The sequence below is a fragment of the Salinicoccus roseus genome, assembly GCF_003814515.1.
Taxonomy (GTDB): domain Bacteria; phylum Bacillota; class Bacilli; order Staphylococcales; family Salinicoccaceae; genus Salinicoccus; species Salinicoccus roseus.
Genome location: NZ_RKQJ01000002.1, coordinates 55,457 through 69,901, shown reverse-complemented (window position 1 = coordinate 69,901; position 14,445 = coordinate 55,457). Strand labels below are relative to the sequence as shown.

15 protein-coding genes are annotated in these 14,445 nt (G+C 51.4%); 7 read left to right on the top strand and 8 right to left on the bottom strand.

Annotated elements, in window-relative coordinates; genetic code table 11:
* Positions 1-2: 2 nt before the first annotated feature.
* Complete coding sequence (locus EDC33_RS07480) at positions 3-1,025, bottom strand: ATP-grasp domain-containing protein (protein ID WP_124010705.1); 1,023 nt, start codon at positions 1,023-1,025, stop codon at positions 3-5.
* 186 nt (positions 1,026-1,211) lie between these two features.
* On the opposite strand from EDC33_RS07480, the gene EDC33_RS07475 reads away from it, so the two are divergent.
* Entirely contained in the window at positions 1,212-2,048 is an 837-nt protein-coding gene (locus EDC33_RS07475) for an aldo/keto reductase (RefSeq protein WP_371868325.1), read from the top strand.
* A 33-nt stretch (positions 2,049-2,081) separates the two neighbouring features.
* Here EDC33_RS07475 and EDC33_RS07470 read toward each other — a convergent pair whose 3' ends face one another.
* Genes EDC33_RS07470 through EDC33_RS07460 form a run of 3 tightly spaced genes read right to left on the bottom strand, consistent with a single transcriptional unit; the run spans position 2,082 to position 5,116 of the window.
* Positions 2,082-3,161, bottom strand: coding sequence for a glycerate kinase (locus EDC33_RS07470; RefSeq protein WP_124010704.1), 1,080 nt, complete (start codon positions 3,159-3,161; stop codon positions 2,082-2,084).
* A 9-nt stretch (positions 3,162-3,170) separates the two neighbouring features.
* Entirely contained in the window at positions 3,171-4,076 is a 906-nt protein-coding gene (locus EDC33_RS07465; RefSeq protein ID WP_124010703.1) for an acetamidase/formamidase family protein, read from the bottom strand.
* Positions 4,077-4,093: 17 nt separating this feature from the next.
* Positions 4,094-5,116, bottom strand: coding sequence for an NADH:flavin oxidoreductase/NADH oxidase (locus EDC33_RS07460; RefSeq protein WP_124010702.1), 1,023 nt, complete (start codon positions 5,114-5,116; stop codon positions 4,094-4,096).
* A gap of 193 nt (positions 5,117-5,309) precedes the next feature.
* Between EDC33_RS07460 and EDC33_RS07455 the strand changes: the two genes are divergently transcribed.
* Genes EDC33_RS07455 through EDC33_RS07445 form a run of 3 tightly spaced genes read left to right on the top strand, consistent with a single transcriptional unit; the run spans position 5,310 to position 8,776 of the window.
* Positions 5,310-6,329: a TAXI family TRAP transporter solute-binding subunit gene (locus EDC33_RS07455; RefSeq protein ID WP_124010701.1), complete on the top strand. Its 1,020-nt coding sequence runs from the start codon at positions 5,310-5,312 to the stop codon at positions 6,327-6,329.
* Complete coding sequence (locus tag EDC33_RS07450) at positions 6,319-6,792, top strand: DUF1850 domain-containing protein (protein ID WP_124010700.1); 474 nt, start codon at positions 6,319-6,321, stop codon at positions 6,790-6,792. The genes EDC33_RS07455 and EDC33_RS07450 overlap by 11 nt, the downstream gene beginning before the upstream one ends.
* Position 6,793: 1 nt before the next feature.
* A complete protein-coding gene (locus EDC33_RS07445) occupies positions 6,794-8,776 on the top strand; it encodes a TRAP transporter permease (RefSeq protein ID WP_124010699.1) in 1,983 nt (660 codons plus the stop codon).
* Between the two features lie 36 nt (positions 8,777-8,812).
* Here the strand turns inward: EDC33_RS07445 and arsC are convergent, their stop codons facing one another.
* The 3 genes from arsC to EDC33_RS07430 are packed head-to-tail and all read right to left on the bottom strand — an operon-like array spanning position 8,813 to position 10,899.
* Complete coding sequence (arsC, locus tag EDC33_RS07440; RefSeq protein WP_094906365.1) at positions 8,813-9,232, bottom strand: arsenate reductase (thioredoxin); 420 nt, start codon at positions 9,230-9,232, stop codon at positions 8,813-8,815.
* Between the two features lie 18 nt (positions 9,233-9,250).
* Entirely contained in the window at positions 9,251-10,555 is a 1,305-nt protein-coding gene (locus EDC33_RS07435; RefSeq protein WP_040105977.1) for an arsenic transporter, read from the bottom strand.
* Positions 10,555-10,899, bottom strand: coding sequence for an ArsR/SmtB family transcription factor (locus EDC33_RS07430; protein ID WP_124010698.1), 345 nt, complete (start codon positions 10,897-10,899; stop codon positions 10,555-10,557). The genes EDC33_RS07435 and EDC33_RS07430 overlap by 1 nt, the downstream gene beginning before the upstream one ends.
* A gap of 179 nt (positions 10,900-11,078) precedes the next feature.
* On the opposite strand from EDC33_RS07430, the gene EDC33_RS07425 reads away from it, so the two are divergent.
* The 3 genes from EDC33_RS07425 to EDC33_RS07415 all read left to right on the top strand — a co-directional run bounded on the left by EDC33_RS07425 (position 11,079) and on the right by EDC33_RS07415 (position 13,779).
* Positions 11,079-12,020 carry an agmatinase family protein gene (locus tag EDC33_RS07425; protein ID WP_124010697.1) on the top strand — a complete coding sequence of 314 codons (942 nt, stop codon included), beginning with the start codon at positions 11,079-11,081 and terminating at the stop codon, positions 12,018-12,020.
* Positions 12,021-12,073: 53 nt separating this feature from the next.
* Entirely contained in the window at positions 12,074-13,294 is a 1,221-nt protein-coding gene (locus EDC33_RS07420) for an Nramp family divalent metal transporter (RefSeq protein ID WP_094906369.1), read from the top strand.
* Between the two features lie 68 nt (positions 13,295-13,362).
* Positions 13,363-13,779 carry an OsmC family protein gene (locus tag EDC33_RS07415; protein ID WP_124010696.1) on the top strand — a complete coding sequence of 139 codons (417 nt, stop codon included), beginning with the start codon at positions 13,363-13,365 and terminating at the stop codon, positions 13,777-13,779.
* Between the two features lie 53 nt (positions 13,780-13,832).
* On the opposite strand, the gene EDC33_RS07410 is transcribed toward EDC33_RS07415, so the two are convergent.
* Positions 13,833-14,441, bottom strand: coding sequence for a hypothetical protein (locus tag EDC33_RS07410; RefSeq protein WP_124010695.1), 609 nt, complete (start codon positions 14,439-14,441; stop codon positions 13,833-13,835).
* Between the last annotated feature and the right edge of the window lie 4 nt (positions 14,442-14,445).

Here is a 14,445-nt window from a genome sequence, read left to right as displayed (position 1 = left end):
TTTCAGTCTTCATGTACGAATATCTGATCCCTGAACCTGAGCATGCGTGTATTCCAGACAGGCTCAACGGGCACTTCATTCCCGAGGTGGAGATATTCGATGAACAATGAAGGAAAGTTGACGTTGGCACCGAGGCTCATGACCTGGCTGCCGCAGAAACGCGGATTGATGTCTGTGAGCTTGTAGCCGGTGTCGTTTTCCATGAACTGTATGTTGATGAAGCCATCCTCCACAAGACTTTCAGTAATATCCTTGGAGGCCTGGATCAGATCCTCATGGTTGACCACTATGCCATCGAGGACGATGTTGTTGGAGACGCCTGTACGTTCACGAGGAACGGCGACGACGACTTTTCCCCTATGAAGATAGACATCGACACTGTATTCCTGGCCATTGATGAGTTCCATCGCCAGCTTGCGTTCGGACGGGTCGATGATCCTACAGTAGTCTTCGAAGTCGATGGTATGCTTTTTGCCGTTCTTCAGGGCATCAAGATAATTCTCCTTGCTGGTCAGGATGGCGAAGCCCAATGAGGCATAGCTGTCGACCGTCTTGACTACGAAATGGGAGTCATCCGCAAATAGTGAGGAATTGATTTCCTTCAATTCTTCTTCCGTATTGAAACCGCGGTACTTTGGTATGTATTTGCCGTGACCCATCGATTCGAGCTTCTGGTATACATGTTCCTTGTGCATCAGCACATCAAAGTCCCTGCTGGTCGGCAGAGCGATGAGCGGCTTGAGGACATCGCGGTTTTCATGGAATATATTGACCTCTTCATGCAGTGAAGGGAAGATGACATCGATTCCCTCTTTTTCAATGATTCCATTCAGCCTGTCCAGATAGGCTTCTACATTGGTATAGCGCGGGACCCGGTAAGTGCGGTCGCAGAACTGATGACCGGCTGTAACCGTGCGGCGGTCGACACCGATCACCGTAACATCCTGCCTTTTCTTCAGACCCTGGATCAGACCCTGGGCTATGGGGCCGCCTATGCCGGTCACTAAAACATTTATTGTACTCATTTAAAATCTCCTTAAGTGCACGTTCGTATAATTTTTATATTTGATTATATTGACTTATCATATATTTTAACAGAGATGCGTGTTCTTATGAATGAAAAAAAGGATTTGTAACCTGTTTGATATGTACTGTCGAAAAGTAATATGATGGTGGCAGCAGCGAATGATCGATTAAGAAAGGATTGAGCAATGATGAAAATTACTGCGGATGATGTCTATACATTGAAAAACGGTGTGGAAATGCCCATCATCGGCCTCGGTGTCTACAAGGCAGAAGACGGGGGCCAGGTGAAGGATGCCATACTGGCTGCAATTGATGCAGGCTACCGTCATATTGACACGGCATCCTTCTATGGTAATGAAAAGGGTGTAGGCGAAGCGATCAGGGCTTCAGATGTGCCACGGGAGTCCCTGTTCATAACGACGAAGGTGTGGAATGACGATTTGGGCTATGAGGAGACATTGAAAGCCTTTGAAATCAGCATGGACAACCTTGGACTGGATTACCTGGACCTCTACCTGATCCATTGGCCGATTGAAGGGAGATATACGGAAGCATGGAAGGCGATGGAAAAGCTTTATGCGGACGGCAGGGTTAAGGCGATCGGAGTGAGCAACTTCCACAGGCAGCACCTCGAAGAGGTGTTCTCGATGTGCCGCACCAAGCCGATGGTCAATCAGCTGGAATACCATCCACATCTGGCCCAGAAGGAAATGCATGAGTTCTGCAAAATGCATGATATCCAGCTGGAAGCTTGGGCGCCCCTGAAGCGCGGCGGCCTCTTCGAGGAGCCCATCATTCAGGCGCTCGTAGAGAAACATGGCAAAACACCGGCGCAGATCATTTTGAGATGGGATATCCAGAACAGGGTGTCGACGATACCAAAATCCATCACACCATCACGTATACAGGAAAATATCGATGTTTTCGATTTCGAACTCAGTGATGCAGACATGAAGAAGATCGACAGTCTCGATTCCAATCAGCGGATGGGGAAGAACCCCGACAACTTCAGCTTTGAATAATGAAAACACTGCCCATTTCCCTTGGGCAGTGTTTTATTTTGGGAATATCTCCTTCATCTTCCTGTTCAAATGAAAGGCCGTATCGGATATGACCTGATCCACATCATTGTCGGCATCGACGAGCGCATGTGTGCCATCAAAATAATCCGAGAGGTCTTCGGTGACTTGTCCTGATACAAGATGACACGGCTTATGGTGCTTCTCAGCAAGGTCTGCCACAACAGAGGGTGCTTTTCCGCCAAGGGTCTGCCGGTCGCTCTTCCCCTCACCGGTAATTACGGCATCCGCCTCCATGATTTCTTTTTCAAGGTGGATCATTTCAGCAATCAGTTCGCCGCCACTCTGCATCTCGGCACCGATATTGAGGAGCATCCAGCCAAGTCCTCCGGCGGCTCCAGCACCTGGACTATCCGTATGGTCCACAGGGAAAGCATCGGCTGCCTTTTCTGCAAGGTGGACGAGCATGTCTGCAAAGCGGTCGAGATCTGCTTCATCTATTCCCTTTTGGGGACCGAAGGTGTGGACTGCCCCTTTCGGCCCTAGAAGGGGATGGGTGACATCAGAAGCGATGGTCAATTTGATTTTCTCGAATCTGCGCAGTGATTGGACATTCAGTTCCGAAATTTTTGGGATATCCCTGTTGAAGACCCCTATAGGGAGGTCTGCTTCATCGATGGCAGCACCCCCCAGGGCCATGAACATCCCATATCCGCCGTCGTTCGTCGCTGATCCACCGAGCCCCAATATGATATGTTCCACCCCCTGATCGGCGGCATGCATGAGCAGTTCCCCCACACCGAAAGTCGTGCGGTCTGAAGGATGGGAGTCAGTGATGAGGTGGAGGCCGCATGCTTCCGCAGTCTCTATGACTGCGGTGCCTTCCTTCATATAATATTCAGCTTCGACAGTCCTGCCTTCCGGTCCTGTCACATTGGTGACGACCCTGTTGTAGCCTTCGCTCCGGAAGCATTGGAGCAGTCCGTCCCCGCCGTCGCTCATGGGTTTCATGACACAGGAATGTCCTTGCTCTTCAAGGCTTTGTGACATCACGTTCGCCACTTCATACTGGTCGAGTGTGCCCTTATATGAATCTGGTGCCACAACTATCTTCATAGTCCCACCCTAACTGAAAGAGATATTATAATGATCCAGCACGGACTTCGGAACGAAAAATCGTGCGGTCTTGAGTGGATCGACGACCTGGTTGATCTGTGTTTCCCCGACGAGGCTCATCAGCATGGTGAGCTCAGAAAGGCTCAGATCGGTATGGGGATGGAGCAGTGCAATCATCTGTCTGACGGATTCATCGACCGCAGCATCCAAGCTTTCATGGGAAACCATCATGTAGATGCCTTCCTCATCGATGACGACCGGGTGTCCGGTCGTCATATTGCGTGCCTTGTCCAAAGTCACCGTGACCGTCGATCCGATTTCCAGGCCGCTGACACTGATTTCACCATCGCCCATCTTGGCATGGACGTCACCGAGTCCGAACAGTGCACCGTCATGGAAGACGGGGAGGTAGAGGTCGGCACCTGAAGTGATCTTCTTGCTGTCCATGTTGCCACCGTGGCGGTCGGGTGTCCCATTATTGATGGGGTCTCCCTCCGGTGCAACGCCGATGACGCCGATCATTGGATTCATGGGTAATTCCAGGCCATTGAAGGAGACATGGCCGCCTGCAGCATCGACATCGAACATTTTTGCTTCCATGCCTTCCATCTGCTCTCCCATGACACCGAGTCCGGGTCCTGTCAGCATGACCCCCCTGTCATCCAGGGTGATGTCGTCGATCGTCACTTTAAGCACATCCCCCCGTTTGATACCTTCAATATATATAGGGCCTGTGGCAGGGTTGATCTGATCCCAGTCGACCGTGTCGAGTACAGTATCTTGAGAGGTGATCTGCCCCTGGAAACAGTCATGTGTCCTTATTTCGACCGTATCGCCGGGGTTCACTTTAAGCGCGGTTTCGTTGTCCTTGGACATTGCATAATAGAAATGTGATTTATCCAGTGAATGTTTCATTTTCAGCCTCCATGATTCTAATATGCGCGTTCGTATTGTTCGGGAATGAAGGATGCATCCTCAGGATTCCTTTCGCGGGCTGCATTGAGCACCCAATACGGATCACGCAGTAGTCCCCTTCCGATGGCAACGAGATCCGCTTCTTCGGAAGCGACGACATGTTCCGCCAGATTCACATCCTCCAGGAGCCCGACTGCCATGACCGGCAGGCCTGCTTCCTCCTTTACAGCTCTTGCGTATGGGACGAGATAACCTGGATAGATTCCCGGGAAACGTTCTTCTGATGGCTTGCCTTCACCGCCGGCGGAAACGTCGATCATGTCCACACCTGCTGTGGCATACTGTTTTGAAAGCCAGATGCCATGCTCGAGATCATAGCCGCCTTCTGCGAATTCCACAGCGGATATCCGCAGGATGAGCGGCATTTCTTCAGGCATGACCGACTTTACAGCTTCAATGACCTTGCGTCCGAAGAGGCTCAGGTCCTCTCCATATTCATCCGTCCGCCTGTTGGTCAGCGGGGACTGGAACTGATGGATCAGATAGCCGTGCGCTGCATGCAGTTCAATCGTATCGAAGCCGGCTTCGACTGCCCGGGCAGCCCCCCATCTGAAGGCATCGATGACTTCATCGACTTCTTCGGTGGACAGCTCATGCGGTGTCTTGAAATCCTCATTGAAGGCGACAGGGGAGCTTGATACCGGCGTCTCCGTGTCCCGTGCCTTCCTTCCGGCATGGGCCAGCTGGATGCCGACTTTGGCACCGTGGCGGTGGCATGCATCGACGATGCGCTTGTAGTGGGGAACATGGCCGTCGGACCAGATGCCGAGGCAGTGGTCTGTAATGCGACCGCGCGCTTCGACGTTCGTCATCTCCATCATGATCATTCCGGTGCCCCCGACTGCGCGGGAAGTGTAGTGGGTGAAATGCCATTCATCCGGAATGCCGTCAACGGCACTGTATTGGCACATCGGTGCCATGACGATCTTATTGCGCAATTCCAATCCTTTTAGAGCATACGGTTCAAATAATGATTTCATCAGAATCCTCCCTTTCTCATTAGTTCCATTGTTATGCAAATAAAATGAAAATTCAAAGATAAAGCCCCGGGAAAAGATAAAAATAGACAATATGGAAGCAATTCCTGTATATTCAGCAGATTGCAAATAAACCGTTTTCATAGAGAGGGGGTTCTGCTATACTTCTATTAAATGAAGAAGGAGGGGTCGTTAAATGGAATTCAAGAAATATCTTGCAGTCATCCTGGGCTGCGGTCTCATACTTTCCGCATGTGGAGACGGCGGCAGCGAAGGTGAAGGGGAGACGGAGACAACAGAAGAAGGTGAAGCTTCTGAAGGTGAATCATCCGAAGAAGGCTCTGCGGGTCTTGAGACGAACATCGTAACGATTGCGACGGGCGGATCATCCGGTCCCTATAATATCATCGCCACGACATTGGCAGAAGGGTACAGCAGTGAATTCGACGTAAACTCCCGTACACAGACGACGGGCGCTTCGGCCGAGAACCTGAACCTGCTGGGAGAAGAAAAAGTCGAGATGGCATTTGTGATGAGTGATGCACTCACCCAGGCCGTCAATGGTGAAGAGACATTCAGCGAACCGATTGAAAATGTGCAGCAGGTGGCGGCACTCTATCCGAACTTCGTACAGGTCATCACTACTGAAGGTGCCGGCATCGAAAGCATCGATGATCTTGCAGGTAAGCGTGTGGCGGTCGGTGACCAGAACTCGGGCGTTGAAATTGCGACGCGTTCCATTCTTGATGCACATGGCATGACATATGATGATATGGAAGTCGACTATCTGGGGTACGCAGAAGCAGCGGAAGCGATGCGCGGTGGTCAGATTGATGCGGCCTTCCTGACAAGCGGACTGCCGAATGCTTCAGTGATGGAGTTAGAAAACTCCGTGGATCTGAAGATCGTACCGATTGAAGGGGACGCGGTGGACACGCTCTCAGAAGATGCAGAGTACTTCGAGGCCCTTGAAATTCCAGCAGACACATATGGCAATGAAGAAGCCGTACCGACGGCTGCAATCATGAACGCACTCGTAGTCAGGGAGGACCTGAGTGAAGATGATGTCTACGAACTGACTAAGTATCTGTTCGAGAACCTGGACAGCCTCGCTAACTCCCACCAGGCAGCGGAAGACATCAGTCTGGAGACTGCCCAGGAACGTGCAGTCATCGACATCCATCCGGGAGCCCAGCGCTACTACGATGAACAATAGGATCAAGGTACTACTGACGGGGAGCATTCTAGCGGTGCTCCTCTTTCTATTCCTTTTTCCGGAACGGACGATAAAGCTCGAGGCGGAAGGGTACGATGCCAGGTTTCTGCCGGATGAAACATTTGAACTGCACTGGATCCATTCCATCGAAAAGTCGGAATGGTATGAGGTCTATGAAGTGGAGCAAAATGCTTTTCTGCTGACGGACACATATTTTGAGACCTTTGGTGCAGGTGTCCCCCATCAATCTGAAAGTGAACCGGAAGTCACTGAGGAAGGGTTTGTAAAATTCACAGTCAATGATACATATGATGCACTCTACCTCAATGTCTCGGAAAATGTGAAGACCACAATCATCCAGAACCAGAAGGAGTATCCACTATATGATTTCTATGAAGCGAATACCGCACTAGAGGTTAAGATTGTAAATACAACGCTGCTACAGCGGATAACAGGAGGTTAATATGACTAAGGAACCACAAGCTGCACCCGATACACAGGAGGTCCTGGAGAAGTATGACAAGGATTCCGCAACGCGGAAATTCGATAAAAAATCGATTGTATGGATCGTTACGGTCGTCTCCGTACTCTACTCGCTCTTCCATGTCTACATGGTATTCAACCCGATGCCGGCACTGCAGCAGAGAGCTGTGCACGTAGCGGTCGGCCTTGCACTCGTCTATATGCTCTATCCTGTATTCAAGAAGCAGGACCGGGGTAAACTGCCGATCTATGACTGGATTCTTGCTGCACTGAGCCTGGCGACGGCAGGATACATCATCCTCGAATACCAGGCCATCGTGGTCGAGCGCGGCGGTATACCGAATACGGTGGACATCATCATGGCGATACTTACCGTCGTGCTGATACTGGAGGCGGCAAGGCGCGTCACCGGCATCATCTTGCCGATACTGGCGCTCGTATTCCTGCTCTATCCATTCATCAGCCACTTCGGCTTCATGCCGAACATGATGATGACGCGGCCGTTTGACCTCGGGGACATCTTCGGTCAGCTCTATCTGAAGACGGAGGGGCTCTATTCGACCGCAATCGGGGCGTCCGTCAACTTCATCTTCCTGTTCATCCTTTTTGGTGCCTTCCTGCAGAAATCAGGCATGGGCCAGTTCTTCAATGACCTGGCGATGGCCCTGGCAGGCGCCAACAAGGGTGGACCAGCCAAAGTGGCCGTCGTTTCCAGCGGTTTCATGGGAAGCATCAATGGAGCGGCGGTTGCGAACGTGGTCAGTACGGGAGCGTTCACCATCCCGCTGATGAAGAAGGTCGGCTACAACAAGAACTTTGCCGGTGCCGTCGAAGCCAGTGCTTCGGTCGGCGGACAGATCCTGCCGCCGATCATGGGGGCGAGTGCCTTCATCATGGCGGAGACGACCGGCATCAACTACGGCACGATAGCACTTGCCGCACTGATTCCAGCCGTGCTGTACTACTTTGCCGTCATCATGCAGGTACACTATCGTGCCGGCAAGCGCAACCTCCAGGGCATTCCACGTGCGGATCTGCCGAAAGTCAAGGCGGTCATGCTGGAGCGGGGACACCTCCTCATTCCAATCATCGGGCTGATCGTGATGCTCTACATGAACTTCCCGATTCCAAGAGCTGCCATCTATACACTCCTGCTGACAGTCGTCATCGCAACGATGAGGAAGACGACGCGCATGTCGGTGAAGGAGATATTTGAAGCGATGGCCGTCGGTGCCCAGCAGGCACTGTCCGTCATGATCGCCTGTGCGGTGGTCGGCATCATCATCGGTGTCGTTTCCCTGACAAGTTTCGGTGCTGTCATGACTTCAGCCATTGCAAGTCTCGGTGCAGGTTCACTCTTCCTGACCCTGTTCTTTACAATGATCGCATCCATGATCCTCGGCATGGGACTGCCGTCCATCCCTGCGTATATCATCACAGCGACGATGGCGGCCCCGGCCCTGGCGGAATTCGGCATTCCGATACTGCTCGCGCACATGTTCGTATTCTACTTCGGCATATTCGCCAATGTGACGCCGCCTGTGGCGCTTGCTGCATTCGCAGGTGCCGGGGTATCGGGAGGGGATCCGATGACGACAGGCTTCCAGGCATTGAAGCTTTCCATTGCCGGTTTCCTCATCCCCTTCCTGTTCATCTATGAACCGGCCCTGCTGCTTGTCGATACAGAAGGGTTGATGACGAACGCCAGAGAGTACCCGCTGGCCGGATTCATGGATGTGGCGATTGTCGTCGCCACTACGCTGATCGGACTGCTGGCACTGTCGGCCGGACTCGAGGGATTCTTTAAGACGCATATCAATATCATTTTCAGGGCAGTGCTGATCCTCACTGCTCTGCTGCTCATCGTACCTGAAACATATACCGACATCATCGGGATCGGGGTCGCAATCCTGATCCTTGCGATGAACTATGTGAAATGGAAAAAGACGGAGCAGGTGGCATAACAGCCATCAAAAAGGAGGCCCATGTGGGCCTCCTTTTTATTTGCCTTCATTTTTGAATTGGATGATCCTTTCTTCGATTGAGTCACGGACGCGTTCAAAGACGGCGTGGACTTCCTCTTCCGTGCCGGTGGCGCGTGCCGGATCTTCAAATCCCCAGTGCATGCGTGTTACGTGGGGCGGGGTCATCGGGCAGTTGTCGTTGGCATCGCCGCACAGTGTGATGACATAGTCGGAACGGTTGAGCAGTTCATCATCGATGGTACTGGACTGCTGGCTGGTGATGTCCACATCAGCCTCTTTCATGATTTGAACCGCTTTCGGGTTCATGCCATGTGCTTCGATGCCTGCGGAATGGACTTCATACTGGTCATCCAGATATTTGTGGCCGAACCCTTCAGCGATCTGGCTTCTGCAGGAGTTGCCGGTACATAGGAAATAGACGATTGGTTTTGACATATTGGAACGCTCCTTTGTTTATGAAATGATGAGCAGCCAGATATAGAGGCCGCACAGTGTGATGAACAGGACGGGGATGGTCAGGATGATGCCGATCTTGAAGTAGTACCCCCATGAAATATTGATGCCTTTTTTCTTAAGTACATGGAGCCACAGCAGTGTGGCCAGCGATCCGATTGGTGTAATTTTTGGACCAAGGTCCGAACCGATGACATTGGCATAGATGAGCCCTTCCTTCACCAGTCCCTGGGCACCGGATTCGGCGATTGCGAGTGCATCGATCATGACCGTCGGCATATTGTTCATTACGGAGGACAGGATGGCCGCAGTGAAGCCCATCACCATCGTTCCGACGAACAGCCCCTGATCGGCCGCTGCACCGATGAACTGGCCGAGCAGGCTCGTGAGGCCTGCGTTCTGGAGTCCATAGACGACGACGTACATGCCAAGGGAGAAGAAGACGATATCCCAAGGGGCACCTTTGATGACCTGTGTGACGGGTACCGCTTCACTTTTCCTGCCCATAAGCACAAAGAACAGGGCGATGATGCCGGCAATGATGGAGACCGGAATGTTGAGCGGCTCGCTGAGGAAATACCCGACGAGCAGCAGGGCAAGGACAACCCAGGACCACGAGAACATGCGATGGTCCCTGATCGCTTCATGCGGTGTCTTCAGTTCAGACAAGTCATAGTCCGACGGCAGGCTCTTCCTGAAGAACAGATACAGGACGAGGATACTCGCCAGTATCGAGAACAGGTTCGGCACGATCATGCGTGAAGCATATTCGATGAATCCGATGCCGAAGAAATCGGCAGATACGATATTGACGAGGTTGCTGACGATGAACGGGAGGGAAGCGGTATCCGCGATGAACCCGCTGGCCATTATGAACGGCATGATCATCTTCTCCGTGAAGTTCAGATTTCTGACCATCGCCAGGACGATCGGTGTCAGTATGAGGGCGGCACCATCATTGGCGAAGAGTGCCGCGACGATGGCACCGAGCAGTATGATGTAGACGAAGAGCCTCAATCCATTGCCTTTGGCAAAACGTGCCATATGTAGGGCGGACCACTCGAAGAACCCGATTTCATCCAGTACGAGGGAGATGAGGATGACCGCCACGAATGTCAGAGTGGCATTCCATACGATGCCCCATACTGTGGCGACATCGCCGAAGCTGACGACACCGAAGAGCAGTGCGACCAGTGCGCCGGCGATTGCCGACCACCCGATGCCGAGCCCTTTCGGCTGACGGATGACCAGGAACAGAGTGACGAGGAATATGATGACGGCAATGACAGCAGTTGAACTTTCCATCAGCAGCAATTCTCCCGGCTGCACCTTGCGATCATCGAGGAGATTTGCGCATCAATGTCCGGTATGGCGGCGATGATCTCTGGAATCATCTCGTGGAACGGGCTTTCCTCATTCAGCGAAAGGTATGTCCAGTATCCTTCTTTCCTTTCCTTGATCAATCCCATCGAACGCAGCTTCTTCAAATGCTGGCTCACAGCCGGCTGACTCATCCCGAAGCATTCTGTAAAGTCGCAGACACAGCATTCGCGCCTGTTCATCATGGCGACCATCGAGAGCCTTGAACGGTCACCCATGATTTTGAATAGATCGGCTGCTTCGCCGATGTCCATTTTCACTTTTTCCATAATACACCTCAACTATATAAGTATTTTGTTATGCGACATTGCCAAGTATATAAGAATTCGGTTATATGGTCAACGACGGATATTTATTTAAATAGAGCAAATATTGGAATAATGGCAATGCATTTATACAATCATGCTGATATAATGGAAGGAAATATGAGCTTAATGGAGGAATTGGAATGGCTTCAAACATTTATGGCAATACGCCCCCGATGCTGGGCGCGAAGAATCTGACACAGACGGAAGACTATGATACGGATGTCCTGGTATATGGCGTCCCTTGGGAAGGCGCCTGCACTTGGGGGGATTACACCGGATGTGAATTGGGTCCGAAGCAGATCAGATTATCTTCTGCCAGGTACAGCACATATCTTCCGGAACTTGATCACATCAATGTCGAAGATCATCTAAGCCTCGGCGATGTGGGGGACGTCAGCGTCATCCCGCATGATGTGCCGGGCACGATGGATAGGATCGAATCATTTGCCGAAAATCTGTGGAAATCCGGGAAGTTCCTTGTCGGTCTCGGTGGCGACCACGGCATCACCTATCCAATCGTAAAAGCTCTAACGAATACGGGCAAGAAGGTCGGCATCATCCATCTGGACTCGCATTATGACAATATGCCGCACCACGAGGGCGATGAGTTTGCAAGAAGCACACCATTCATGCGCCTTTATGAGACTGAAGGAGTCAGGAATGAGAGTCTGATCCACACAGGCATCAAAGGGCCGAGGAACAAACCAGAAACAGGAAAGTACGCACAGGAAGCGGGTGCTGTGACCCTGACGATCAATGATATAAAAGAGGCCGGGGACTTGAAGGCTTATGCCAACGAAATATATGACATGGCGGCAAAAGACGTCGATGTGGTCTATCTGACGATATGCAGTGATGTGCTTGATTTTGCATTCAATCCGGGCGGTCCGGTCGACGGCAACGGCATCACATCGCATGAACTCGTGACGATGATCTATGAATTCGGCAAGCGGGGCGTATGCGGTATGGACTTCGTCGAAGTGTACCCGCAGCAGGATGCCAACCAGAACTCGGCACACTTCGTTTCTACAGCAGTACTCTACGTGCTTGCAGGACATGTGCATGGTGGACATGCAAAATAAATGAATGGAAGGGAGCATGCTCCCTTCCATTTTTAAAACTGGGGTGGGGAAATATGACAAGAAACAAGTTCATTGAAAAACTGAAAGTGATCGGACCAGGCGCAATCATTACCGCATCATTCATCGGACCCGGAACGGTCACGACGGCGACGAGGGCCGGTGCAGGTTTCGGATTTGCATTGCTCTGGGCAGTCGTGTTTGCAATTATTGCTACAATCGTACTTCAGGAGATGGTGGCGAGGATCGGCATAGTCACTGGTGAAGGACTGGGGGAAAATATCCGTGATCTGTTCAATAACGTCATACTGAAATTTGCAGCCGTATGGCTTGTGATGATCGCCGTAGTTGTAGGCTGTGCAGCATACATAAGTGGAGACCTGCTCGGGACTTCACTCGGTGTCTCCTATCTGTTCGGCATACCGGAGAATTTTGTGGCGCCGATCATCGGTATACTCATTCTCATTTTAGGACTTAGTGGTGGGTATAAAATCATTGAAAAGGTCATGATTGCCCTGATCGTCATCATGAGCATCACCTTCATCACAACGATGATCGTATCAGCATCGGATTTGGGGGCGATATTGAAGGGAGCATTCATCCCGGGCATCCCGAATGGTTCCATCCTGATGGTCATTGCCCTGATCGGTACGACCGTCGTGCCTTACAACTTCTTCATCCATGCATCCACGGTCAGTGAGAAATGGGACAGTGTGGACGGTCTTAGGGAATCCCGTATGGATACCATCATCACAATTACAGTTGGAGGTATCATTACTGCTGCCATACTCATCACTGCCGGAGCATTGATCTATGGAACGGAAGTTACGAGTGTCGTGGAACTGGCAGCACCGCTCGAGCCCCTGATGGGAGACCTTGCGCCATTGTTCATCAGCATCGGCCTCTTCTCGGCAGGCTTCTCATCTGCCATCGCCTCCCCGATGGGGGCGGCTGTAACTGTCAGCAGCTTCATGCGCTGGAAGGGCGGTTTCGATAATAAAAAATATAAAACCGTCTTCGGCCTTGTCATCGGCCTTGGAATCATCACTTCGGCAATCGGATTCGAACCGCTTGAAGTTCTGCTTTTTGCGCAGGCATTGAATGGGTTGATTCTGCCGATCATTGCCATACTGATCATGATCATCATAAACAAGAAGAACCTGATGGAAAAGCACGTCAACCCGCTGTGGCTGAACATCATCGGCTGGCTGGTGACTGCAGTCGTTTCATTCCTGGGGATATACAGCCTGGTGGATGCAATTTCTTCATTATTCTAAGCTGATTTTTACCAGCAGCTTCACAACTCGATTATAATGGGAGCAAATGCAACTGAAAGGATGAGAACATGATAATCAAAGCACAATGGAAGGGCGGCATGGCCTACAGTTCTACAGGGGACAGCTCAGGTCATGAAGTGACGATGGATGCAAGCAGCGCAGTCGGCGGCAATGACAGTGGTCCGAGACCGATGGAAATGGTACTGCACGGCGTGGCCGGCTGCATGGGCATCGACCTCAATGTCATCATGCGGCACAATATGGACAAAGTGGAATCGATCGATATCGAAATTGATGGGGAGCGTGCGGAAGAGGATCCGAAGCGTTTCACCAATGTGGATATCATCGTCAAGATAAAAGGGGACGTGGCTGAAAAGGTGGCCCAGCGTGCAGTCGATCTGTCTGCCAAGAAATATTGCTCGGCGATCAACTCCTTGAATGCCACGGTAACTACAAGACTTGAACTGAACGGTGAACTGAAATAGCAAACAGGGAATGAAAAGGCGGATGCTCAAATGAGCATCCGCCTTTTGTGTCATCAGTCGTAGAATTCAGTGTCGGAAAGGTCCTTGTATTGCAGGATGATTTCGGTGATCCGGTCTTCCTGATTGTATTTCATCATGACATACTGGCCGTTGGAATCGTCACTGTCATAGAACATGCGGAAGTCCGAGACTTCATCACTGCTTGGCCAGCCAAAATGTTCTACAGCATCCTGCTTGGAGAATTCTTCCGGAAAAATGATGATGCCATCCACTTTGAGTTCGGCAGTGTCTTCGACGCTACCGACTGCTTCCGGGAAATTGAAGCCGATATGATCATAATGGTAGTAGGTGCCGTCCACGGTGCTGCCGGACCCCACCGGCTCACCGAGCCTGTCGACCATATAGTCGTAGCTCGAGTGGACGGAGATCGTCCGGTATTCATAGTTGCCCGAGAAGAAGTTGGAGATGAAGGCGTCGCTCGTCACATCGATCGGGGTGACTTCTGGAGGTGCCTCCTCTTCAGTTTCCTCTTCCGTGACTTCCTCAGTCTCTTCTTCTGTGGTCTCCTCTTCAGGAGGTTGGCTTTCTGCCGTTTCATCATCAGGATTGGTGCATGCCGTGATGAACATAGGTATGGATAGTAGAATGATGAATCGTTTCATTGTC